We start from the raw sequence: 20,990 nt of genomic DNA on the forward strand, positions 1-20,990 counted from the left end.
ATATCCCTAAAGCTGTTTTTCAATAATAGAGGTAAGCGTAGTACTCATTGGCGAGGTTGAACTAGGGAAAGTGGCAACGACTTTGCCGTTTTTATCGATTAAGAACTTATAGAAATTCCATTTCGGTGCAATACCGGCTTGTTCACTGATCGCAGAAAATAGCGGGTTTGCGTTCTCACCAAGTACCGATGTCCGGGCCATCATTGGAAAAGTGACACCATAGTCTAGATAGCATATTTTGGCAGTGTTTTCTTCACTTCCTCTGTCTTGGCGAAAGTCATTACTTGGAAAGCCAATCACTGAAAAATTGTTATCTTTGTAGGTTTGATGCAAGGTTTCTAATTGCTCAAGTTGTGGAGTGAAGCCGCATTGACTGGCGGTGTTGACGACAAGAAGCGTTTTTCCTTTGAACTCTTCACATAGGTTAATCTCATTTGTTGAGTTGAGTAGTCGCTGTTTGCCTTGAAGTATCTCTGGACAGCTTGCACTTAATGCCCAAGAACTAAACAGAAGCAAAGTAACGCATAATGCATGGCCTAAGATTGATTTCATATTTATCGTTCCATTTACTAAATGCAGGTCAGGTCCCTCAAGTATAAGTACTCAGTTGGGAACGACATCGATCAAAAAAGCCGCTTGAATCAGCGGCTTTATCATAAGTATGTTCGTATTGATTACGCGAGTTTTAAATCAAACTGCATGCGGTAGGCGACCATATCTTCAATCGTCAGCACTGGCATGTTGTGGAGGCGGCCAAATGCCACGATCTCTGGTGCTTTTGCCATGGTACCGTCTGGGTTGGTCACCTCACATAACACTCCGGCCGGTTGCAGCCCAGCCATTTGCATTAAGTCGATCGTTCCCTCAGTATGGCCGCGGCGAGTCATTACGCCACCAGGTCGAGCACGAAGCGGGAAGACGTGACCTGGTCGAGCAAGGTCATCTGCTTTTGCATTTGGGTTTGCGGCTGTTTTGATTGTAGTCACACGATCTGCAGCAGAGACACCTGTCGTGACACCTTGCTTAGCTTCAATAGATACTGTAAATGCGGTTTGGTTTGCACTGTTGTTGTTGACGACCATTGGTGGAAGTTCAAGTTTGTCTGCTTGTGCATCTGTTAGGCAAAGGCAAACAATGCCACTGCATTCACGGATCATCATGGCCATTTGTTCATTGGTAAGATGCTCTACTGAATAAATGATGTCGCCTTCGTTCTCGCGATCTTCATCATCAAGCAGCAGCACGCCACGGCCTTCTTTAAGTGCAATAAGTGCGTTTTCAACGCGAGTAATTGGATTACCGAATTCGGCAAGTAGTGATGACTGATTCATGGTTAACTCCTAAATATCACCAGAATCAGGGCGGTATGAGGGATCGCTGTTTATAACACGCAATCACGAACTGTTATCCAACAGGTGGAATAACCGCTCGCGACAGATAAACACGATCCAAAAAGAAGCGCACCTGAGCTTATCCACATAGCAGCGTATAAAACTAACAAGGTGTTAAGTAAATACGATGTCGAAGAAGTACTCGAATGCTTTCTTATTCTCTTTCATCCGGACTATAACCGTCGGCTCTGGCATCTCACCAGATCTGCTGACCTCGACGAATCGAGCGCTCGCGGGCTCACTCTAAAGAGTATACCGCCGGTGGGGAATTTCGCCCCGCCCTGAGAACATAAAACCTGACCTTTAAGACCAGACATAATGACTCCGACACTTCTCAATGAGGTATCGGAGTAACGATATTACTGTTTAGATTAGGAATTTAAAAGCCGAATGCGATTAAATGATGGAAATGTGTGCTATCGGTTGAAACGATCAGTACGGATGAAATGATCAATTTGTGTAGGAACGAACGTGTTGTAGATCAAACCGGTATGCGTTTGTTTCGTTTCAATGTGATCTTGCATGCCATCCAAACGTGTTTCTTCGACCGTGACTGTACCATCAGAAAGAGTATGGTCTCGATGCATTAGAATCGGTCTTGCTCCAATCGCCATTGTCCCTGCGATGCTGCCGAGCTTTTGCGGGAAGCGCCATACGTCTTCATGTTCATTGAGGCCATGATAGGGAGAGTTTCCTAAAATTGCACCCAAGCCCAGATCTTGAATGCGTGACACGATGGATGCCCCTTTTAGTGGTGAACCTATCGCAATTACATGGGACACTAGGCTGGTAGTAGGCTGTCGACTTGCAAGGTAACGCTTGATCATTAAGCCCCCTAAGCTGTGTCCAACTAATACATTTGCCGTCAAAGGGTTGAGTGCCAGATCGATCGAATCGAACAATGATGGTTCGTGGATCGATACCGTGTTGTAGCTAATAACCCGAGTTTCGTAGCCTAATTTTTTGAGTTTTTGACTAAGAGGCTGCATGACCAGCCCATGCATATAAAGACCATGTAAGATAATGACTCGCATAATACCTCCTAGATTTATGACGTTATTTATACCCAAAACGCTAAGTCTAGATAACACGGCTCGGATATAGATATAGCCTACTAAATTAAATACTTAACGTATGTCAGGAAATTCGCAAATCGAGCACTCTTTTTGTAACAAGTGGCGTTTCTATTCAACTCACGGACAGTTCAGTGATGATTTATAACTTGGTGTTTTGTCTGATCAACTTTGTGTTTCATCACGTGATTCGATTTCATCCGCTAATTGTTCTAAATAGGCAAGCATGAATGTTTTGCGCTTTAGCGCCTCTTCATGAGCAGATCGCGTATTCATGGTCTCGACAATTTTAAACAGTTTGGTTTGAAAATGGTCGATAGTAAATTGCTTGTCGTTTAACGCTCGCTGCTTGGCAAACATGTCTTCGTCGCAATAAAGTTTGGCATGAAACAGAGTGCTAACTTGAATGCAGCGCGCAATCCCAATTGCACCAAGCGCATCAAGTCGGTCTGCGTCTTGCACTATCTGAGCTTCTAATGTGGTTGGGGTAATATTGGCGCTAAAACTGTGTGCTTTGATCGCATGAGCAATCGCGTCGTAATATTGGGTTGGATAATCAATGCTTTTTAAAAACGATAGGGCCTTTTCTGCCGCGAGTGAAGCACTTTGTTTACGATTGGGATGATCTTTGGGATACGTGAAGCAATCATGCAGATACGCGGCTGGCAATACGATTGCGAGGTTAGCTGATTCTCGGTTTGCAAGTTGCTTTGCTGTTTTGACGACACGAAGGACATGGCTAAGATCATGTGCAGCATCGGTTTTCATTTCTTGTTTCATGAACTGCAACAACAGCGGTTCAAATTTACTGAGATCTAATGGGGCTGATTGAGTCATAAATTAGGCGAAAAAATAAAGGCTTAGGCAATGTGGAGTACAGGGTACTCAGTATGCCTAAGCCTTTTTAAAATTGCCAAAAGAGACGTTGTTATTGTGAGGTTGTGGTACTACGAAAAATGAATTACTGAGTTCGGGTAAAACGGAACGTTTGCACTTTTTGCTCGGAGCCATCTAAGTAAGCATAACTGTCGATAGTCCAAACATTAGGACCAGCAAAACCAAGCTCAACACGGACATCGCCTGTTGGGATGCCTTGATAAATGACATCGTTAATATTCACAGGGTAGAAGTTGTAGCGACTGGTCTGCGCTTGTTGCTCTCCGGCGAATGCAACAGAGACGTTTTTTGCTTCATTGGTCAGTGTTAGTTGGTAGCCTGACTGCGCATCGAATGTGAATTCGGCATTTAAGTCGACACCTTGTGCATTCGTCACTTTGACATTTGCTTCGGTTGTTTTTGCGAGCGAGCCTTGTGCAGACAAACCATTTAAGCCTTTAAAGTCGCGGCTATGGTTTTGGATATTCACATTCCAATTGCCGACAAAATTGTCGATTTCTTGCCATTGTTGAGGTGCATTCGTGGTGTTTTGCGTACCACCAATTGCGCCTATCGCGTCATTACGGCTATCGTGGCGGATGTTGTCGCGGTTGTTATGGATATCAGCGCCAGCACCTGCAACACCACCAGCAACGCCTCCCGCAATTGCACCTTTTACAGCGAGATCGGCATCACCCGTTAGTGCTCCCATCGTTAATCCCAATAGTGCACCTCCCGCAGCGCCCTGTTTGGTTAATGCATTTGGATCGTCTTCTCCCGGAGTCACGCATCCTGCAAGGAGGGGAAGAGATAACGCAGCAACTAAAGTAGTTTTGTTGAAAGTGTTCATGTGTTTACTCCGAGATGTTTGGTTCGGAGGTATTATTGAACAGTGTTTGATTGCAATCCACTTATCTCGCTGATAACCGTGAGTTATCAGCTTGAGTCCTTGTGAGGGGGAAAGATGGAAATGATTGATAGAACTTACATTTATACAATGATTGGTTCTTGACCAACTTGGGTGCGTTCGAGTCAAAAATCGATGAATTTAAAAGTAAAGGATAAAAATTTTATGATCTCCATCAACATTTGTGCCTCGTTAGAGGGATAGCATGCGCACGTAAAGAAAAATTATAAAATGAGTCCAAATTATGCAGGATTTATATGAGCTAGAGCGTAAGTTGGTAGAGGGTGGTGCAGATATGAAAGGCTTAAAAGTTGTACCTGCGATCATTGATAAACAAGGCAACGTTGTGTACCTGGGAACTACAACGTCTATGTTGAGAAATGTAATGAGTTGTCTTGGGAAACTTACGCAAAAAATCAAAAAATAAAAAAGGGTCTGATTAGTCAGACCCTTTTTTCGTTTTAAGCGTTAGTCGTTGAAACGTTGGTTCAATTAACGTTTGTAAGTGACTTGCTCTTGTTCATCAAGGTGAATATGCGTGGTCGCTGGCTGCGTTTCTGCAATGACTTTACCGTGACGTACTGAGTAACGAACTGGCACTTGGCGACGCACTGCATCAAAGCCATTTTCAGCGGGAAGAATCAATAGGCTACCAGGTTTACCCGCTTCAATACCGTGTTTGTCTTGAATATTCAGTGTTCGTGCTGAGTTTGTACTGATCAGATCAAGCGAATTGTTGATTTGGTCGTAACCCATTACTTGGCACACGTGCAGACCCATATGCAACACTTGTAGCATGTTTGCAGTACCTAGTGGGTACCAAGGGTCAAATACATCATCGTGACCAAAACATACGTTGATGTTTGCATTCAGCATTTCTTTCACACGGGTTACACCACGGCGTTTCGGGTAATCATCGAAGCGGCCTTGAAGATGGATGTTCACCAATGGGTTTGCAACGAAGTTGATACCAGACATGCGTAGCAGACGGAACAGGCGAGATGCGTAAGCACCGTTGTAAGAGCCCATAGCCGTTGTATGGCTTGCGGTTACCTTGTGGCCCATGTTGAACTTGTGCGCTAGTGCAGCCAGAGTTTCAACAAAGCGCGATTGCTCATCATCGATTTCGTCACAGTGAACATCAATCAGGCGATCGTATTTCTGTGCCAATTCGAACACATAATGCAGAGATTCGATGCCGTACTCGCGAGTGAATTCGAAGTGAGGAATTGCACCGATAACATCTGCGCCAAGCTGAACGGCTTCTTCTAGTAGCTCTTTACCGTTCGGATAAGAGAGAATGCCCTCTTGCGGGAAAGCAACGATTTGAATGTCTACCCACTCTTTCATCTCTTCACGCACTTCAACCATCGCTTTTAGCGCGATAAGGGTCGGGTCAGAAACGTCAACGTGAGTACGAACGTGTTGCACACCGTTAGCAATTTGCCATTTTAGGGTTTGCTTTGCGCGTGTTTTTACGTCTTCAATCGACAGCATTTCCTTGCGCTCAGCCCAACGCTCGATGCCCTCAAATAGGGTTCCCGAGATGTTCCAATTTGGCTCACCTGCAGTTTGCGTTGTGTCTAGGTGAATATGCGGCTCACAGAAAGGCGCGACAGCCATGCCACCCTCTGCATCCAGCACATTACCTGTGTAATTAAGCTCTACATTATTGTCTTCAATACGCTTGAATTGACCATCCTCAATCAGAATTTGCTGGAGACCTTCCTGTCCCTTTAGCGTTGCGTTCTTGATCAATAGTGTTGTCATGATGGTTCCTTACGCTGGCTGCTGTGCCAGTGTTTTTTTATTTAGAATAGGATTGAGAATCAGGTAGCTGATTGCGCCGCCTAGTACAGCATTAACCGGAACCACTCCAGGTAGGAAGTGACCCGCTGCGACACCAATTGCTACTGCGATAATGCCAGCCCAGTTCACGGTTTGGAACTGTGCAGCTTCGAAATTTTTGTACTGTTTACGGTTCATGAAGAAATCCGCAATGATAACCCCGCCGATTGGTGGAATAGCAACCGATAGGAATGTTAACCAGCCAACAAAGTTATTATAAAGCCAAAGTGCACACAAAGTACCGACTAAGCCATTCACCATTGAGATGTATTTGCTAGGCAGACCAGTAATGTTTGAGAAACCAAGGCCAGATGCGTATAGCGCGTTGTCATTCGTTGTCCAAATGTTCAAGCCAAGAACGATGATAGCTGGAATAAGAAGACCTTGTGCGATCATCACTTCTGAAATATCAGATTGACCAGTCACTGAAGCGCCTGCCGCGCCAAAGATGAACATGAGTGAGTTGCCGATAAAGAACGCCACCATTGTCACGATTACGGCACCTTTGGGCTTTTTACCAAATCGCACGAAATCGGCGGTCAACGTACCTGCGCTAACGAATGAGCCTACCACCATCGCCAATGCAACAGAGAAGTCGAGTGGCTCAGCAGGTTGTACTTTTTGCAGTTCTGTCACACCGCCGATGCTGTTGATGGCTTCTACCACTGAGTAACCACCTAGCAATGCAATCGCTGGAACGGCAATTGCAGAGAGAACCATAAGTGCAGAGATGCCAAAGTAAACCGTCGCGGTCATCAGCAGACCCGAGATAATGATAAGTGTATTGGTGTCAATGCCTGTAGCTTTGTGTACTGGAATGGCAAACATGGCGACGCCGACACCAAACCAACCAACTTGCGTTCCGCCAAGAAGTGCGGAAGGAAGCCAAGAGCCTTTAGAACCAAAAGAGAAACGAGCGAGGAGGTGAGTAGAAAGACCAGTAGAAGCGCCGATGTAACCGAGGAAAGAAGTGTAAATACCGAGGATGAGGTTACCAATGAGAACAGCGAGGAAGAAATCATTAAAAGAGAGGCCAGTACCGAGCGAGCCACCCGTCCACATACTTGCGGAGAAAAACGTGAGTCCCAACATAACCATGGTTAATGAAGCAACACCCTTTCTAGCGGTGTTAGGAACCGGTCCAAGACTGTAGTTATTGTCTGCAGCCATTTTTACCTCCACAAAATTAAAAAATCAATTATTGCCCACAAAATCTGGGTAAACGGCGCGTATTATCGTGATGTAAATCTCATAGTCAATGAGTTTTTTGTCATTAAACCGTTTGCCTTGTCGTTTTCGTAATTAAAGTTTATTTAAAACAATGGCTTAATTTTAAATTTTTGATTTAAAAAAGTTTCATATAATTGCTTCAGGTGCTAGAAAGTTTAAGCCAAGGGGTCAATTTTCTTATTTTGTTTGGAAACTGTTTTAATCATCATGTTTGTATTTCTATATGTGATTTTTCTTATTTTATGCGCACGAGGCAAACGGTTACTTTTAGTGTTAGTTTTGTTTGGTTGTCTTTTGAACAAAAAAATCGATATTTACTTGTGGTTATGGGTGTTAATTGCTACTTTTTGCATTAAGTTGTCATTTTCTGTTGTTTTCAATTGAAGAAAGCATCTTGTAATCGATTGCAAAGTATTGCCGGAGAAGCTGGCTAACCTTAGTCGGTACAAAACAGTTAAGGAAGAAAGTCGAGAGGGAAGTTGGTCGTAAAGTGCTCGGAGAAACTGAGCGCAAAAAAATGCCAATCGAATGAACGCGATTGGCACAGAGGTTCGTTCAATGTTGTATCGTATTTTTACAGCATGACGAGGCTGGCGGTACCTAAAAATGCGAAAAAGCCGACCACATCCGTGACCGTAGTTAAGATAACCGAGCCTGCTAGTGCAGGATCCAGATCCAACTTGTCCAGTACGATAGGAATTAACACACCAAACAACGCGGCTGTAATAATATTAACAATGATCGCCAGCGCTATTGTTCCTCCCAATATTGGTGATTGGAACCAAAGCCCAGCTAAACCACCAATGATCAGTGCCCAAAGTAGGCCGTTAAGTGAACCGATACCAAGCTCATTTTTGAGTAATGCAAATCGGTTACCCGGCGTGATCTGATTGAGAGCCATTGCTCGGACCATCAGTGTCAGTGTTTGGCTGCCTGCAATGCCCCCCATTGAGGCAACAATTGGCATCAATACGGCAAGCGCAACGACTTGCGTAATCACATCCTCAAACATGCCAATGGTAACGGATGCGAGTATTGCGGTGAGTAAATTGATGCCGAGCCATACCCCACGTTTTTGTGAGCTTTTTAGGACGGGAGCGAATAAGTCATCGCCTTCATCCATACCGGTACCCGCCATTAAGCGTGCTTCGTAAATTTCGCGTTGTGTACTTAAAGCAAACTGCCAATCTACTTCTCCGATCAAAGTCTGATCGGCATCGGTAACGGGTAAGGCAGGTAACGAGCTGTGCTCAAGTGCCTCGACTGCTTCGGGTAGCTCCATTTTACTATCAAGAGTGGTGACATTTTCGATGGCGAGAGCTTTTAGGCGAGTATCAGACTCACTACGCAAGATTTCGTAATAGTTCACAGCGCCACGAAACTGCTTCTTTCGGTTGATTAAGTAAACCTGTTGTGGCGTATCGTAACTGTAGCGTTCCATCAAACGGCGCGCTTTATCTACGGTGATGTTAAATGGAAGTGTGATGATTTTACGTTCAGCCCAGCGGCCTAACTCTTCATCTTCGTATTCGTTTGCTTGATCGTAGAGCTCTAGTTCATCTTTTTCGATAAGCTCTAAGGCTTCATTGATGAACTCTTCTGGCAGCGAATCCGCCCATTCGATCAACGATAAGTTGTCGAGTTTGGCTAACGTCAGCTTAAGCTCAATTTCTGATAGGGCGTCAATGATGGAAAGACGTACTTCGGCACGCATTTCTGTTAAAACGTCAATATGCAGCTCTAGCGGTAGGGCACGCCATAAGCGCACACGCTCTTCGATCGGAAAGGCTTCTAGAATCAATGCGATCGAGCCTGACTCTAGACCGAATTCGATAGAATCGTTTAAAGCGGTAACTCGATCTGCTTCTTCTGCTTTTACAATTTGTTCAATTAGAGTGGAGAGGTCTTGAAACTTACTCACCGAGTACCCCGACAGTCTGGTTATTCTTTTGACAGTTGTTCAAGGTACTTGAAAGGGACAGAAAAACAATAGCCTGCCCGTCAGAATGTACGGAATTTAGGTGGAAGTGATGCTTTTATACCCAACCTTTAATTGGTGGGTAAATCCTTGTGCATCGCTTTGACGCTTTTGTGCACATTTTTGCAATTAGAGAGTGCTTAACGGCCCATTTTCTGAAGCATCTAAATCAAGGTAAGGCATAACCAATTGTTGAACGTTGACTCTCGCGCCAATGCGGGCAGCCAGCAAATACATGCCGCCAATTTTCCTGTGCAAGAAGAGGGCGTCAGCCGGAGGAGTATGCCAGTAGTCCTGCTCCATGCTCAATATGGTGCCAGCTTCACGTAACTTCTGTGCTAGACCACTGGCTTTGAAGTCATAAGGTTCATCAACCAGCATTGGTTCACATGCCATATTCACCAAATCAAGAATCGCCTTTCGTTGTTCAGGCATGATGGTTTGACTGAAGAATCCAATTTGTTCCAACGCATCATTCAAGCCTTGCTCGTCATGGTTTACGACCGATGAAAACACCTGGCGGTATCCCGTACTAAATCGCTCGCTGTATTCACGAGTTGCCCCAAAATCTAATAAACCTATTTGGCGAGTCTCTTCATTAAACACATAGTTGGCGAAATTAGGATCGGTTTGTACCATCTTGAATTCGAACAATTCTTTAAACAGCAACTCAAGCAAACTGTGCATGACAAAATCACGCGTGCTTTGGTCGCAATGCTCAATTCTTTCGATAGGACAACCGTCTATAAACGCCATGGCTAGCACGGAATCTGAGCAACTTTCGGTATGGATCTTTGGCACAACAAAGTGAGGGTGATCTTTCAATACATCATAATAGCGAGTGGCAAATTGCGCTTCGCGCACATAATCGGCTTCATCGTGGAGTTGTTTTTTTGCTTCTTCAAGCAAGCCTTTGTAATCGACAGACTCAGGGATTAATCCTACGATCTTGAGCAGTGTGCCGACATTGTCAACGTCACTGTCAATACTCTTGCGGATGCCTGGATACTGTACCTTGACGGCGAGATTGTCGCCAGCATCGCTGTAGGCTTGATGTACTTGTCCGATCGATGCACTCGCAATGGGCTTGAAGTTAAATGAGAGAAACTCCGCTTTCCAATTTGAACCTAAAGCGTTTTCCATGACGTTGTTCAATTGTTTTGCCGGCATAGGATCAGCATCAGAGCGAAGACGTGAGAGAATGTCAGCAAGTTCTGGCTCAAGCATGTCACCCGCATCCATGGAAAGCATTTGTCCCAGTTTCATGGCTGCGCCACGCAGGTGGGCGAGTTGTTCGGTTAAGCGGGCGATATTTTTCGGTGTCAGCAACAGATCTTTTGTATTGGGTTTGTTGCCTTTGGCGATTTGTTTTGTGCCCTCAGCAATCACATTACCAGCCACACGCGTCGCTAACGATGCAAACTTTCCAAATCTTGAAATTCGATGGGTAGGTAGGCTTCTTTCCTTTGCCGACATGAATCTTCTCCGCTGTATACTCACGACTGGTTGTACGTTACTTAATATCAGTTATACATTACTTACTACCAGTTATACGGAAAAAATACGGGCACGGATACAAATCAAAAGAAAACCGCCAGTATAACTGGCGGTTAGTGAAGTTAGATAGAGTAGAAGAAGTACAGTTGGGACTTCATTCGAATGATGATGCCTCGGATTGCATCTAAGAACGATAAGAACCCAATAGGCTTTTCGCCGCTCACCCATGCAAGGCCAACAGAGCCGACGGGAATGTCGTAGTTGTCTGGCTCATCAATTTTTAAGCGTACAAAGTGATGTTTGTTCTGCAAGTTCTTGCCAGTTGTCATGCGTACTGAATCGTCTAAGCCAAGCAGGTTTCCTTGTGACTCACCGGTTGCTTCAACAATGCCTTCAACGGTCGCTGAGAATATTTTTCCTGGGTAAACTGACGATGCGAACTCGGCAGGCTGACCCGGTTTGATGTTGCGGATTGCTTGATGGTTGACCCGCATCAGTACGTATTTCTCATTGGTGTACATGTTAATACGCGGCATCGCTGACACACGCTGACCTTCACGCAGAAGAAAGTTTGTGACAAAACCATCGCTTGGTGCGTACACTTTGGTGCTGTTCAAATCCCATTGCGCTTTTGCGATCTGCTCTTTCGCTTGACGCAGTTCGGCTTGTTTTGTCTCCACGGCGAGCTCTGCTTTGCGAATGGCGAGTTTTGCTCGTGAGATATCCACTTGTTTCTTTTTCATCTGAGATTCAAGTGTCAGAACATGATGGTGAGCCATATCCACCGCACTGGTCTGTTTGTCGATATCACTTTCTGTAATGGTATTTTGTACCACACGGTTTTGCTCTACGTATCGATCTAACATCTTTTTCTGTAACGAGTAGTCAATTTTTGCCGCTTCTAATTGGCTCCTTGACGTTTCTAGATCCTGTAAAAGTGCTTCGTGATTTGCTTCTTCAATTTCGATATCGCCACGAGCAGTTTCCAATGTCACTTGGGCAGCATCTGCTGAAACCGTTGCTTGGTTTAATGCAATTTCATATTGAGTCGGATCAAGCTCATATATCAGTTGACCTTTTGCCACTTGCTGATTTGGCTCAATATGAATGTGGTCGACTTTACCTTTTACGTTGGTTGAGTCAGGACGTAATTGAATATGCGGTGACTGAACAACGGAACCTCCTGACAAGTCCATTGGCGTAAAGTTGATCAATCCAACCCATACGAACATTAACCAACCGACACCACCAAGGTAAGAGAATGCCTTAGTGCCTTTGTTCCAAGGCATGCCGACTAAACGAAGTAGGTAAATGAAGAGTGCCCAAACCGCTAAACCTTCTAACATTACGCCTCCTCTTGTGGTTGCGTATCTGTCTGCGGTTTACTCTTCCATGTATCACGCAGGTTGATGATGGCTTTTTCCATATCAACGAATGCAAAAATCACGGCTAGCACCCATACCCAGTGCCAGACAAACCCTATCCAAGTGAGGGCGGTGATAAGCCCAATTTGGTGGTGATCTTTGCTGTGTGCCTTGTTAATTGGTAATTCATGGATTTTCCAAAAGCCGTAACAAGCGCCTACGACACTCGCGATTAAAACGACAGCCGCTACCACATGTAAAGCGGTGTCTGCGCCTGTTCCGACAAATGGGACACTGAGTAAACTCATTCAATACTCCTCTATTTCAACTGTTGGGTATTCTCTTTTGTAATTGAAATAGATGATGCTTTGTGACAAATTAAATCAATAATAAGACAAATTTGATGTGATTAGTCATGAAAACGGTTCGATTTATACGTGCAATGGGCATCCTAAATATGCATAACCTCGCGTTATCAAAGTATAATTTGCAGTCCGAAGACCTAGGGATTCCTGATTCCGTATTCCACAATCCCATGACGCTTATCCCTTTAACTGCGGTTAGCGAATGGTATCGACGCATTGAGCAACTGAGTCAAGATCCTGATGTGATTCTCAATATTAGCCGAGGGGTGGATCTAAACAAGCTCGGCCCAGTTGGACGTTGGCTGTTTTCTGGCAATGATCTTTCAAGCACGATCCGAAGGGTCAATTATGGTGTGAGTAATTTACAGTCGGGGGCATTTTTTGCCGGTGCTCAGTCAGGCAATATACTTAAATGGACTTACCACAATCCATTTATCGATACGTCTATCAAAGTGCATGACAGCATTCGTAGCGCCGTTTTCATGGTAAAAATATTACGTGAATTTTTAGGGCAAGATTATCGACCACTTCGCGTGAGCATCTCGGGTTCTAGGAAAAATCATGAGCTATATAAGGCGTACTTTGGTTGTGAGGTTGATTGGAGCCAACCGAGAACAGAAGTGTGGCTCCACATTGATGATCGTCTTGCTTCACGTCAATTGACCCATCGAGAAGAGAGTCGACTGGCAATGAATTTCTCTGATCTGGACGATTTACTCAATATGCCAGATCCAGAAGATGAGCTAAAAGTGATTTATGAAGTGGTCAGTTATAGCAGTCACTATGGGTTGCCAACATTAGACAGAGTTTCGCATCTGTTAGGTTTGTCTGATCAGCAATTTCAGCGTCGATTGCAAAAGCTAGGACTTAACTTTTCTACGGTATCAGGCTACGTGCTGAGCAATATTGCAGTGCAACTATTGGGCAAGCACGTTAGCATTAATGACATCGCTATTCGTTTGGGATACACCAATGTCGCGAGCTTTAATAGGATGTTCAAGAAGCACCGTGGAATTACCCCTAAGCAGTATGCATTAAGAGCAGAAAATTAACGCACTTTCGTCAGAGGAAAGACGGATTGATGGTCGCGTAGTATTAAGAATTTCTGCTCTAGCTAATCTCAACTCGGGATAAGAAAGTCTACATTGCTGAATGGCTTAGGTTATCCTAAGTTGAGGTTAGTTGGTGTTTACTCTTGCCAGCGGTTGGGGTAAGCGCTGCGATAATCTGGCTGTTCAATACCATCGTACAAGTTTTCGCATGCTTGGAGAGGGCCGATGACGGTTTTGTAAGGTAAAACGCCGGCCCAAACTGGTAAATCCATATCTTCCGCATCATCATTCACACCAAAGTTACTTATTTTTACTGAGGCTTCCGTTAGTGGCATGCGCAGCAGCATAGTGGCTGTAAGTTCTTTCTCATTGCTCAAGCGAATTTCCTGTGTTCTGCCTGGTGCGATTTGCTCAATAAAGTGATTGAGTAATCGGTCTTTCTCTTGAGTGTTTTCGACGGTTTCAAACTGACCAAAAATGACAGCGCTACGATAGTGGGCGCTATGGTGAAATGCGCTTCGAGCCAACACCCAACCATCAAACAAGGTGAACGTTAAGCAGGTTTGCGAGCCATCTTTTAGTGAACGCAACAAGCGGCTGTTATTTGCGCCGTGGATATAGACTTGATCTTCAACGCGCCACGCTAACATTGGAATCACAACGGGGCCGGATTCGTTGTTAATCGCGATGTGAGCGATAAGACTCTCATCAATGATGGCATGCAAATGCTCCATATCCAATACCACTTTGTGGGCGGCTTTTTTAACTTCTGTCCGACTTGTATTTGATAGCATTTTTTCTCCTTACGCGTTTGAATCGAGGTTGATGTGCCTCAATCTTTGATTGCAATGTATCGCTTAACTGGTAGCGTAAGGAGTGCCACTTTTAATTCATGGATGGATCCAGTTTTGCATTTGATTGATATCGGCGATCTGCGCATAAAGCACGACGATGGTACACGGCAACAGGCATTATTTTCTGCGATACGAGAGAAAATTGTAAAAGGTTTGTGGGCGAAAAATGGCAAGTTGCCCTCAACACGTAAACTCTCACAAGAATTAAATATAAGCCGGAATACTGTTATCGCAGCTTATGAGCAGCTTGTGGCAGAGGGCTATCTAATCAGTAAGAAAGGATCCGGCTTTTATGTGGCGGTAGAGCTGCCAGAGCAATATTTGCCAGAGCCATGTTTTACAGAGTCAAATAGTTCAGCGTCGTGTTTTCCAAGTGACTATTTTTCAGAACCTCAGCAAACTCAAACGGTGTTAGCACTTAAGCATGATTTCGATGTTAATCGAGCATTTGCTCCAGGTGTGCCTGATCTGGCCATGTTCCCTAGCTCTCTGTGGCAGAAGTACCTTTCGCGGCATTTATCCCGGGCTTGCTTATTAGGGAATCAAGATATCCAAGGTAGCATGGCGCTTCGAAGTGCGTTGGCAGACTACCTAGCTTCTAGTCGCTCAGTCAATTGTACAACAGAACGCATTATCATTACCTCTGGCGCGCAGCAGGCGCTGACTATAGCGAGTATGGTTGTGCTCAAACATGGTGATAAAGTGCTGATGGAGCAGCCGGGTTACGCGCAAATGCGAAAGCTAATCCAGTTTCAGAATTATCAATTTGAGCCATTGCACGTGCAAGAAAAAGTGGGTTTTGATGTCGATGATGTGACGTCTAGTGATGCGGATGCTTTATACATCACCCCTAGTAATCAATACCCGATGGGAACCACACTCAACACAGAGCAAAGAGGGTGTATTATCAATTGGGCAGTTAAGAAATCGCGTTGGATCATTGAAGATGATTACGATAGTGAGTTTCAATTTGCGCATCGGCCCTACACCAGTTTACAAGGCTTGGCGGCTCAGATGGGACGAGATGACCGAGTATTATATGTGGGCTCGTTTAGCAAGATTATGTTCAATGGGCTGAGGCTAGGTTATCTCGTCGTTCCAGAAAGTTTAGTGAACGATTGTTTGGTGGTTAAGGATGCATTAAGTGGTGATTCTCCAACTCATACCCAAGAAGCATTGGCAGATTTCATTGTTGAAGGAGGGTTGCTTCGTCATATTCGCAAGATGCGTCGGTTATATAAAATGAAACATGAACAAATGTGCAAATCCATTGAAAAGCACTTTGCCGGCAAAGTAAGAGTGATTAGCCAAGCTGCAGGGTTGCATATTACGTTGAAATGGCAAAGTGGGCTCGACGAACATGAATGGGCGCTACGTGCTAAGGCTGAGGGAATTGTCCTTAGGCCAATAAGCTACTATGAACATGCTGATTTTTGTACACGAAGTTGGCACGGTGCCGTGTTGGGTTATGGCAATGTCGCGTTAGAGGATATAGATAGCCTAATTAAGCGGCTATCTAATTTATTTCGTTGATGCCAATTTGTTTCGATGATCCCAAAGCACTTATTCATTGTACGTCAGATTTGGGTTAGTGTTGGCCGCTTCGCAAGTGCTGGTAATAACGAACACCAAATGTTCCACTTTTTGTTCAATCTCAGTTTCGGTTGGCAGCTCTTGCATATTGAAGACTGATGGCCACAAGAACAATCCATTGAAAATGCTTGAATAGGTGTCAGAAAGCAAACTGATATTGATATGTTTAATTGCCCCTGATTGTTGAGCCTGTTCAAACCATACCGTCAATGCTTTAGAACGGTAAAGCTTAGCGATTATTTGTTGCGCCAGCTCTGGTTGGCGTAAAAATTCAAACATGATCACACGTGTAAAAGGAATACCATATGTGTGGTAAAGAATTTCAACTTCATTCCGTGTGATGCTAATGAGTTGATCGCGAAGACTTCTCTGGCTATCAAATGGGTAGCTTTGTCTTTCATTAATCGATGATTTTATGATGCCAAGTATGGACTCAAATAACACGTCTTTACTTTTGAAATGGCGGTATAAAGTGCGTTTTGAAACTTCGGCTGATGTACAAACTCGATCCATGTTTGCCCCAGTAAAACCGTGCTGAATAAACTCTTCTTTTGCCGCTGCGATGATCGCTATGCGCTTTTCTTCTATTAATGCCACGGGTTCCCTCCTGCGTACCTATATGAAATCTCGCTATTCTATGCGCAATCTAACAAATTGACACAAATTGGTAAACTTATAAGTTTACCCACCAATAAAGAGAACCTAAAATAAACTCATCAGTTTACCCTCAAGCATCATTGTTAATTATCTGTGCGCCACAAAAACAAGTGGCCACGTATTTGGAGTGAAAATCCTATGGTCGTAGTTGAAGTTGGCCAAAAAGCTCTTAAATTGAGTGCGATATCCGTACTTTTAATATCCTCTCTTAGCCTTAGCGGCTGTGGTAATGAGGCACAACAAGCTCCCATTCTACCAGCGGTTAAACCGGCTCTTGTCGAAGTTGTTACAACGCAACGAACAGCAGATTTGAGCTTCAATGGTATTGTGCGTGCTGCGGAACGTGCCGATCTGGCTTTTCAGGTGTCAGGAAAATTGACCAATATTCCAGTTAAGGAAGGGGATGAGGTAACCAAAGGTCAGCTTTTGGCTTCTTTAGATGCTCGTGATGCGAAAAATGCGCTTATCTCTGCACAGCTAGAGTTTGAGAATGTTTCACTTGAATACGAACGCGCACAAGCGGTGTATAAGAAAAGCCAAGCTATTTCTAAAGCGGATCTTGATGCAATTACAACACGTTACAACCTTGCACGTACTCGTGTTGAAGATGCAACTCGCCGTTTAGAATATACCCAGATTTTTGCACCTTTTGACGGCATTGTGGGACGCAAACTTGTTGATAATTATGTGCAAGTGCAGGCGAATGCACCGATATTGACCGTACACGATCTCAATGATCTAGAGGTCGTTATTCATATCCCTCACAAAGTCATGCTTTCGGGTAAAGATGAGACTCGTGCTATTGCTGAGATATCGTCCATTCCGGGGCAATCTTTTCCTTTGAGTTTGCGTACCTTTGCAACTGTCGCGGATCCTATTTCTCAAGCGTATCCAGTTGTACTTGGCTTTGAGAATCTAAATGGCTTCCATGTATTGCCGGGAATGGCGGTAAAAGTATTACCCGTTACCAGTGCTAACACCGAACAAGATCAGCAAATTACGCTGCCGTTGACTTCGATTGTGCCGGACAACCAAGGCAAGCAATTTGTTTGGGTGGTGGGCAGTAACAACAAAGCACAAAAACGTTACGTCGAGATTGGTGCATTGAACAAAGACCGCATCATTGTGACCGATCATCTATTGGCCGGAGAAAAGGTGATCATTGCTGGTGTATCCAGTGTGAAAGAGGGCATGGAAGTTCGTCCTTACACCGATGACCGCACTGGAGCGTAATGATGGACATTGCACGTTATACCATTGCTAAGCGCACCAGTGTTTGGGTGCTGATCGCGCTTACCTTGTTAGGTGGCTATATCAGCTACCTGAAACTTGGTCGCTTTGAAGACCCTGAGTTTGTGATTCGTCAGGCCGTTATTGCGACACCGTACTCTGGTGCGACCGCACAGGAAGTGTCCGATGAGGTGACGGATGTTATTGAGGGTGCGGTTCAGGCTTTGCAAGAAGTCAAAGAAGTGAAATCGGTCTCGATGCAGGGAATGTCTGAGGTCACCGTAGAGATCAAACTCGAGTTTGCTGGCAGTGCTGCTGAACTTCAACAGGTTTGGGACAAACTTCGCCGGAAAGTCGCCGATGCGCAACGTATGCTTCCGCCAGGTTCTGGGCCGTCTATCGTGAATGATGACTTTGCTGATGTATATGCACTGTTCTTTGCTGTCACGGGTGAGGGGTTCAGCGATAAGCAACTGCAAGATTATGTCGATACACTGCGCCGCGAAATTGTTTTGGTGCCTGGTGTTGCAAAAACCGCGACGCTGGCAGAGCAGCAAGAAACGATTTTTGTTGAAATATCGAGTGAGCGTTTAGCTGAGTTCGGTGTATCGGCGGAAAAAGTGTTTCAGGTATTGCAAAAGCAAAACGTAGTGACAGTCGCTGGAAGTATTGAAACCAATGAAATGCGTATTCCAGTGATCCCAAGTTCGAATATTGATTCTGTTGCGGATCTTAAAAATCTACAAATTGGTTTAGGGAATAACAACACTGTACTACGTTTAGGGGACATTGCTGAAATTACTCGCGGCTATAAAACACCAGCAACCATGCTGATGCGTTACAACGGTGAACGAGCGGTGGGCTTTGGTATTTCCAACGTTTCTGGCGGCAACGTGGTTGATATGGGTGATGCAGTAAAGGCACGCTTGGCTGAATTAGACAACCAACGTCCTTTAGGTATGGAGTTGAACATTATCTCTATGCAGTCGGATTCTGTTCGAGCATCGGTGGCGAACTTTATCGACAACTTGATTGCCGCGGTTGGGATTGTGTTTGTCGTATTACTACTGTTCATGGGGGTTCGATCAGGCGTCATTATCGGTTTTGTACTTCTGCTAACGGTGGCAGGGACGCTGTGCATCATGCTGATTGAAGACATCGCCATGCAGCGCATTTCATTAGGGGCCCTGATCATTGCGCTGGGTATGCTAGTGGATAACGCGATTGTGGTAACTGACGGTATCTTAGTTCGTTTGCAGCAAGATCCTGAGGCCGACCGTAAAGCGGTGGTGTCTGAAGTCGTCGATGCAACTAAATGGCCGCTGCTAGGAGGGACCATAGTTGGTATCTGTGCATTTAGTGCTATTGGTTTATCGCCATCGGACATGGGTGAGTACGCAGGTTCGCTATTTTGGGTAATCTTATACTCGATGCTATTGAGTTGGGTATTTGCCGTGACGATTACGCCAATGCTTTGCCATGATTTCCTTAAAGTGAAAGCAATAAGTGGAGATAAAAAGCCGAGCCGAATCGTGAGCGGCTATAAAGCGTTGCTAGCATGGGTGTTGAAATACCGCATTATTAGCTGTGTATTATTGTTAGGAATGATGGTTGCCGCTATTTGGGGTGTAAAGTTTGTACCGCCAGGTTTTATGCCTGAGTCTCAACGCCCTCAGTTTGTGGTCGATGTGTATTTACCACAAGGATCAGACATTAAACGCACTGAATCTGTGATAGCGAGTATAGAGCAAGACGTTAAAGCGAAAGAGGGCATCACGAATATTACCAGTTTCATCGGTGGTGGTGGTTTACGTTTTATGCTGACTTACGCACCAGAGGCTCGTAACCCTAGTTATGGCCAGTTGCTTATTGATATCGATGACTACACCAAAATCGCGCCTTTATTAGGTGATCTACAAAGCGAACTTGAAGCAAAATATCCAGATGCATCGATTAAAGTTTGGAAATTCATGCTAGGTCGTGGCGGCGGTAAAAAAATAGAAGCGGGATTCAAAGGTCCGGACAGTGCGGTATTACGTCAGCTGGCAGAGCAAGCGAAAGCGATTATGCTCGCGGATCCTAATTTGATCGCGGTTCAGGATGACTGGCGTCAACAAGTTCCGGTGCTTCGTCCCGAGTATTCGGCAGAGGAAGCGCAGCGTTATGGTTTGACTACGATGGAAATTAACCAAGCGATTGCTCAAACGCTGACGGGACGTAATGTTGGCGTATATCGCGAGGGTGACGATCTGATTCCTATTGTGGTTCGTGCACCAGAAAGTGAGCGTAATCATCAACGTGCAATCGAAAACACGGAAGTTTTCAGCCCAACGGTAGGCGCTTTCATTCCGGTTAGCCAAGTGGTCGGCTCTGTTGATGTCGTTTACCAAGATGCTATTCTTCGTCGAATTGACCGAATGCCGACTATTCTCGTGCAAGCGGATCCTGCGCCAGGCGTATTGACAGCAGATGCATTCAATCAAGTTCGAAGCCAAATTGAAGCGATTGATCTGCCATCTGGCTATGAACTGAAATGGTATGGGGAATATAAAGCCTCAAAAGATGCTAATGAGGGCCTTGTTATTTCTGCACCATACGGGTTCGCAGCGATGATTTTGTCGGTTATCTTTATGTTTAACGCCATTCGTCAGCCGTTGGTGATTTGGTTGACTGCACCATTAGCCATTGTCGGCGTGACAGTCGGCTTGGTGATTTTCCAGACGCCGTTTGAGTTTATGGCGATACTCGGATTTTTGAGCCTAATCGGCATGATGGTGAAGAATGCGATTGTATTGGTGGATCAGGCTGATGTAGAGATTCGTGATGGGAAAATGCCTTATCAAGCGATCATCGACGCAGCGCTGAGTCGTGCTCGTCCAGTGTTGCTTGGTGCGTTTACCACGATTCTTGGTGTCGCCCCATTGTTGATTGATCCATTTTTCAAGAGCATGGCGGTGACAATCATGTTTGGTTTATTGTTTGCAACGATTCTGACGCTGGTGGTCATCCCACTGTTTTACGCCATGTTCTTCCGCGTAAAAGTACAAACAGCGTAAGTAGGAATGGTTAATCAAA

At 44.8% G+C, this 20,990-nt stretch carries 18 protein-coding genes and 1 riboswitch; of the genes, 5 read left to right on the forward strand and 13 right to left on the reverse strand.

Annotated features, from left to right (window positions below; all coding sequences use genetic code 11):
- Positions 1-6 precede the first annotated feature (6 nt).
- From KHN78_RS14805 to KHN78_RS14825, 5 genes are all read right to left on the reverse strand, one after another.
- A complete protein-coding gene (locus tag KHN78_RS14805; protein ID WP_211916747.1) occupies positions 7-552 on the reverse strand; it encodes a glutathione peroxidase in 546 nt (181 codons plus the stop codon).
- A gap of 122 nt (positions 553-674) precedes the next feature.
- Positions 675-1,331, reverse strand: coding sequence for a 3,4-dihydroxy-2-butanone-4-phosphate synthase (gene ribB, locus KHN78_RS14810; RefSeq protein ID WP_211916749.1), 657 nt, complete (start codon positions 1,329-1,331; stop codon positions 675-677).
- Positions 1,332-1,543: 212 nt separating this feature from the next.
- Positions 1,544-1,684: riboswitch (FMN riboswitch) on the reverse strand.
- Between the two features lie 123 nt (positions 1,685-1,807).
- Entirely contained in the window at positions 1,808-2,425 is a 618-nt protein-coding gene (locus KHN78_RS14815; protein ID WP_211916751.1) for a triacylglycerol lipase, read from the reverse strand.
- Between the two features lie 204 nt (positions 2,426-2,629).
- Entirely contained in the window at positions 2,630-3,301 is a 672-nt protein-coding gene (locus KHN78_RS14820; RefSeq protein ID WP_211916753.1) for an HD domain-containing protein, read from the reverse strand.
- A 124-nt stretch (positions 3,302-3,425) separates the two neighbouring features.
- A complete protein-coding gene (locus KHN78_RS14825) occupies positions 3,426-4,190 on the reverse strand; it encodes a hypothetical protein (protein WP_211916755.1) in 765 nt (254 codons plus the stop codon).
- Positions 4,191-4,491: 301 nt separating this feature from the next.
- On the opposite strand from KHN78_RS14825, the gene KHN78_RS14830 reads away from it, so the two are divergent.
- A complete protein-coding gene (locus tag KHN78_RS14830) occupies positions 4,492-4,674 on the forward strand; it encodes a hypothetical protein (RefSeq protein WP_211916758.1) in 183 nt (60 codons plus the stop codon).
- A 65-nt stretch (positions 4,675-4,739) separates the two neighbouring features.
- Here KHN78_RS14830 and KHN78_RS14835 read toward each other — a convergent pair whose 3' ends face one another.
- The 6 genes from KHN78_RS14835 to KHN78_RS14860 all read right to left on the reverse strand — a co-directional run bounded on the left by KHN78_RS14835 (position 4,740) and on the right by KHN78_RS14860 (position 12,472).
- Entirely contained in the window at positions 4,740-6,017 is a 1,278-nt protein-coding gene (locus KHN78_RS14835) for a cytosine deaminase (protein WP_211916760.1), read from the reverse strand.
- Between the two features lie 9 nt (positions 6,018-6,026).
- A complete protein-coding gene (gene codB / locus KHN78_RS14840; protein WP_128813146.1) occupies positions 6,027-7,265 on the reverse strand; it encodes a cytosine permease in 1,239 nt (412 codons plus the stop codon).
- Positions 7,266-7,899: 634 nt separating this feature from the next.
- Positions 7,900-9,246 (reverse strand): magnesium transporter, encoded by a 1,347-nt coding sequence (locus tag KHN78_RS14845; protein ID WP_211916762.1) that lies wholly within the window; start codon positions 9,244-9,246, stop codon positions 7,900-7,902.
- Positions 9,247-9,432: 186 nt separating this feature from the next.
- On the reverse strand, positions 9,433-10,779 hold the full coding sequence (locus KHN78_RS14850; protein ID WP_211916764.1) for an ABC1 kinase family protein: 1,347 nt from the start codon (positions 10,777-10,779) through the stop codon (positions 9,433-9,435).
- Between the two features lie 143 nt (positions 10,780-10,922).
- Positions 10,923-12,146 carry an HlyD family secretion protein gene (locus KHN78_RS14855; protein WP_211916766.1) on the reverse strand — a complete coding sequence of 408 codons (1,224 nt, stop codon included), beginning with the start codon at positions 12,144-12,146 and terminating at the stop codon, positions 10,923-10,925.
- Positions 12,146-12,472: an MFS transporter gene (locus tag KHN78_RS14860; protein ID WP_128813142.1), complete on the reverse strand. Its 327-nt coding sequence runs from the start codon at positions 12,470-12,472 to the stop codon at positions 12,146-12,148. The genes KHN78_RS14855 and KHN78_RS14860 overlap by 1 nt, the downstream gene beginning before the upstream one ends.
- Positions 12,473-12,579: 107 nt before the next feature.
- Between KHN78_RS14860 and KHN78_RS14865 the strand changes: the two genes are divergently transcribed.
- Positions 12,580-13,581: an AraC family transcriptional regulator gene (locus KHN78_RS14865; protein ID WP_211916768.1), complete on the forward strand. Its 1,002-nt coding sequence runs from the start codon at positions 12,580-12,582 to the stop codon at positions 13,579-13,581.
- Between the two features lie 137 nt (positions 13,582-13,718).
- On the opposite strand, the gene KHN78_RS14870 is transcribed toward KHN78_RS14865, so the two are convergent.
- On the reverse strand, positions 13,719-14,375 hold the full coding sequence (locus tag KHN78_RS14870; RefSeq protein WP_211916770.1) for a pyridoxamine 5'-phosphate oxidase family protein: 657 nt from the start codon (positions 14,373-14,375) through the stop codon (positions 13,719-13,721).
- A 102-nt stretch (positions 14,376-14,477) separates the two neighbouring features.
- Here KHN78_RS14870 and KHN78_RS14875 point away from each other — a divergent pair, with 102 nt between their 5' ends.
- A complete protein-coding gene (locus KHN78_RS14875; RefSeq protein ID WP_211918809.1) occupies positions 14,478-15,968 on the forward strand; it encodes a PLP-dependent aminotransferase family protein in 1,491 nt (496 codons plus the stop codon).
- Positions 15,969-15,998: 30 nt separating this feature from the next.
- Here the strand turns inward: KHN78_RS14875 and KHN78_RS14880 are convergent, their stop codons facing one another.
- Entirely contained in the window at positions 15,999-16,625 is a 627-nt protein-coding gene (locus KHN78_RS14880; protein WP_211916772.1) for a TetR/AcrR family transcriptional regulator, read from the reverse strand.
- Between the two features lie 198 nt (positions 16,626-16,823).
- On the opposite strand from KHN78_RS14880, the gene KHN78_RS14885 reads away from it, so the two are divergent.
- Together KHN78_RS14885 and KHN78_RS14890 are read left to right on the forward strand one after the other, a co-directional pair.
- Positions 16,824-17,918 (forward strand): efflux RND transporter periplasmic adaptor subunit, encoded by a 1,095-nt coding sequence (locus tag KHN78_RS14885; RefSeq protein ID WP_211916775.1) that lies wholly within the window; start codon positions 16,824-16,826, stop codon positions 17,916-17,918.
- Between the two features lie 2 nt (positions 17,919-17,920).
- Positions 17,921-20,971, forward strand: coding sequence for an efflux RND transporter permease subunit (locus KHN78_RS14890; RefSeq protein WP_211918811.1), 3,051 nt, complete (start codon positions 17,921-17,923; stop codon positions 20,969-20,971).
- Positions 20,972-20,990 lie beyond the last annotated feature (19 nt).

Origin of the sequence: Vibrio sp. B1REV9 (assembly GCF_905175395.2) — a bacterium.
Classification (GTDB): domain Bacteria; phylum Pseudomonadota; class Gammaproteobacteria; order Enterobacterales; family Vibrionaceae; genus Vibrio; species Vibrio alfacsensis.

Bases quoted from the DNA above. Each gene is read 5' to 3' on its own strand.
- KHN78_RS14875 (WP_211918809.1), top strand. From the start codon at position 14,478: ATGGATCCAGTTTTGCATTTGATTGATATCGGCGATCTGCGCATAAAG.
- codB (WP_128813146.1), bottom strand. From the start codon at position 7,265: ATGGCTGCAGACAATAACTACAGTCTTGGACCGGTTCCTAACACCGCT.
- KHN78_RS14870 (WP_211916770.1), bottom strand. From the start codon at position 14,375: ATGCTATCAAATACAAGTCGGACAGAAGTTAAAAAAGCCGCCCACAAA.
- KHN78_RS14805 (WP_211916747.1), bottom strand. From the start codon at position 552: ATGAAATCAATCTTAGGCCATGCATTATGCGTTACTTTGCTTCTGTTT.
- KHN78_RS14825 (WP_211916755.1), bottom strand. From the start codon at position 4,190: ATGAACACTTTCAACAAAACTACTTTAGTTGCTGCGTTATCTCTTCCC.
- KHN78_RS14890 (WP_211918811.1), top strand. From the start codon at position 17,921: ATGGACATTGCACGTTATACCATTGCTAAGCGCACCAGTGTTTGGGTG.
- KHN78_RS14885 (WP_211916775.1), top strand. From the start codon at position 16,824: ATGGTCGTAGTTGAAGTTGGCCAAAAAGCTCTTAAATTGAGTGCGATA.
- KHN78_RS14815 (WP_211916751.1), bottom strand. From the start codon at position 2,425: ATGCGAGTCATTATCTTACATGGTCTTTATATGCATGGGCTGGTCATG.
- KHN78_RS14835 (WP_211916760.1), bottom strand. From the start codon at position 6,017: ATGACAACACTATTGATCAAGAACGCAACGCTAAAGGGACAGGAAGGT.
- ribB (WP_211916749.1), bottom strand. From the start codon at position 1,331: ATGAATCAGTCATCACTACTTGCCGAATTCGGTAATCCAATTACTCGC.
- KHN78_RS14865 (WP_211916768.1), top strand. From the start codon at position 12,580: ATGAAAACGGTTCGATTTATACGTGCAATGGGCATCCTAAATATGCAT.
- KHN78_RS14855 (WP_211916766.1), bottom strand. From the start codon at position 12,146: ATGTTAGAAGGTTTAGCGGTTTGGGCACTCTTCATTTACCTACTTCGT.
- KHN78_RS14860 (WP_128813142.1), bottom strand. From the start codon at position 12,472: ATGAGTTTACTCAGTGTCCCATTTGTCGGAACAGGCGCAGACACCGCT.
- KHN78_RS14830 (WP_211916758.1), top strand. From the start codon at position 4,492: ATGCAGGATTTATATGAGCTAGAGCGTAAGTTGGTAGAGGGTGGTGCA.
- KHN78_RS14820 (WP_211916753.1), bottom strand. From the start codon at position 3,301: ATGACTCAATCAGCCCCATTAGATCTCAGTAAATTTGAACCGCTGTTG.
- KHN78_RS14850 (WP_211916764.1), bottom strand. From the start codon at position 10,779: ATGTCGGCAAAGGAAAGAAGCCTACCTACCCATCGAATTTCAAGATTT.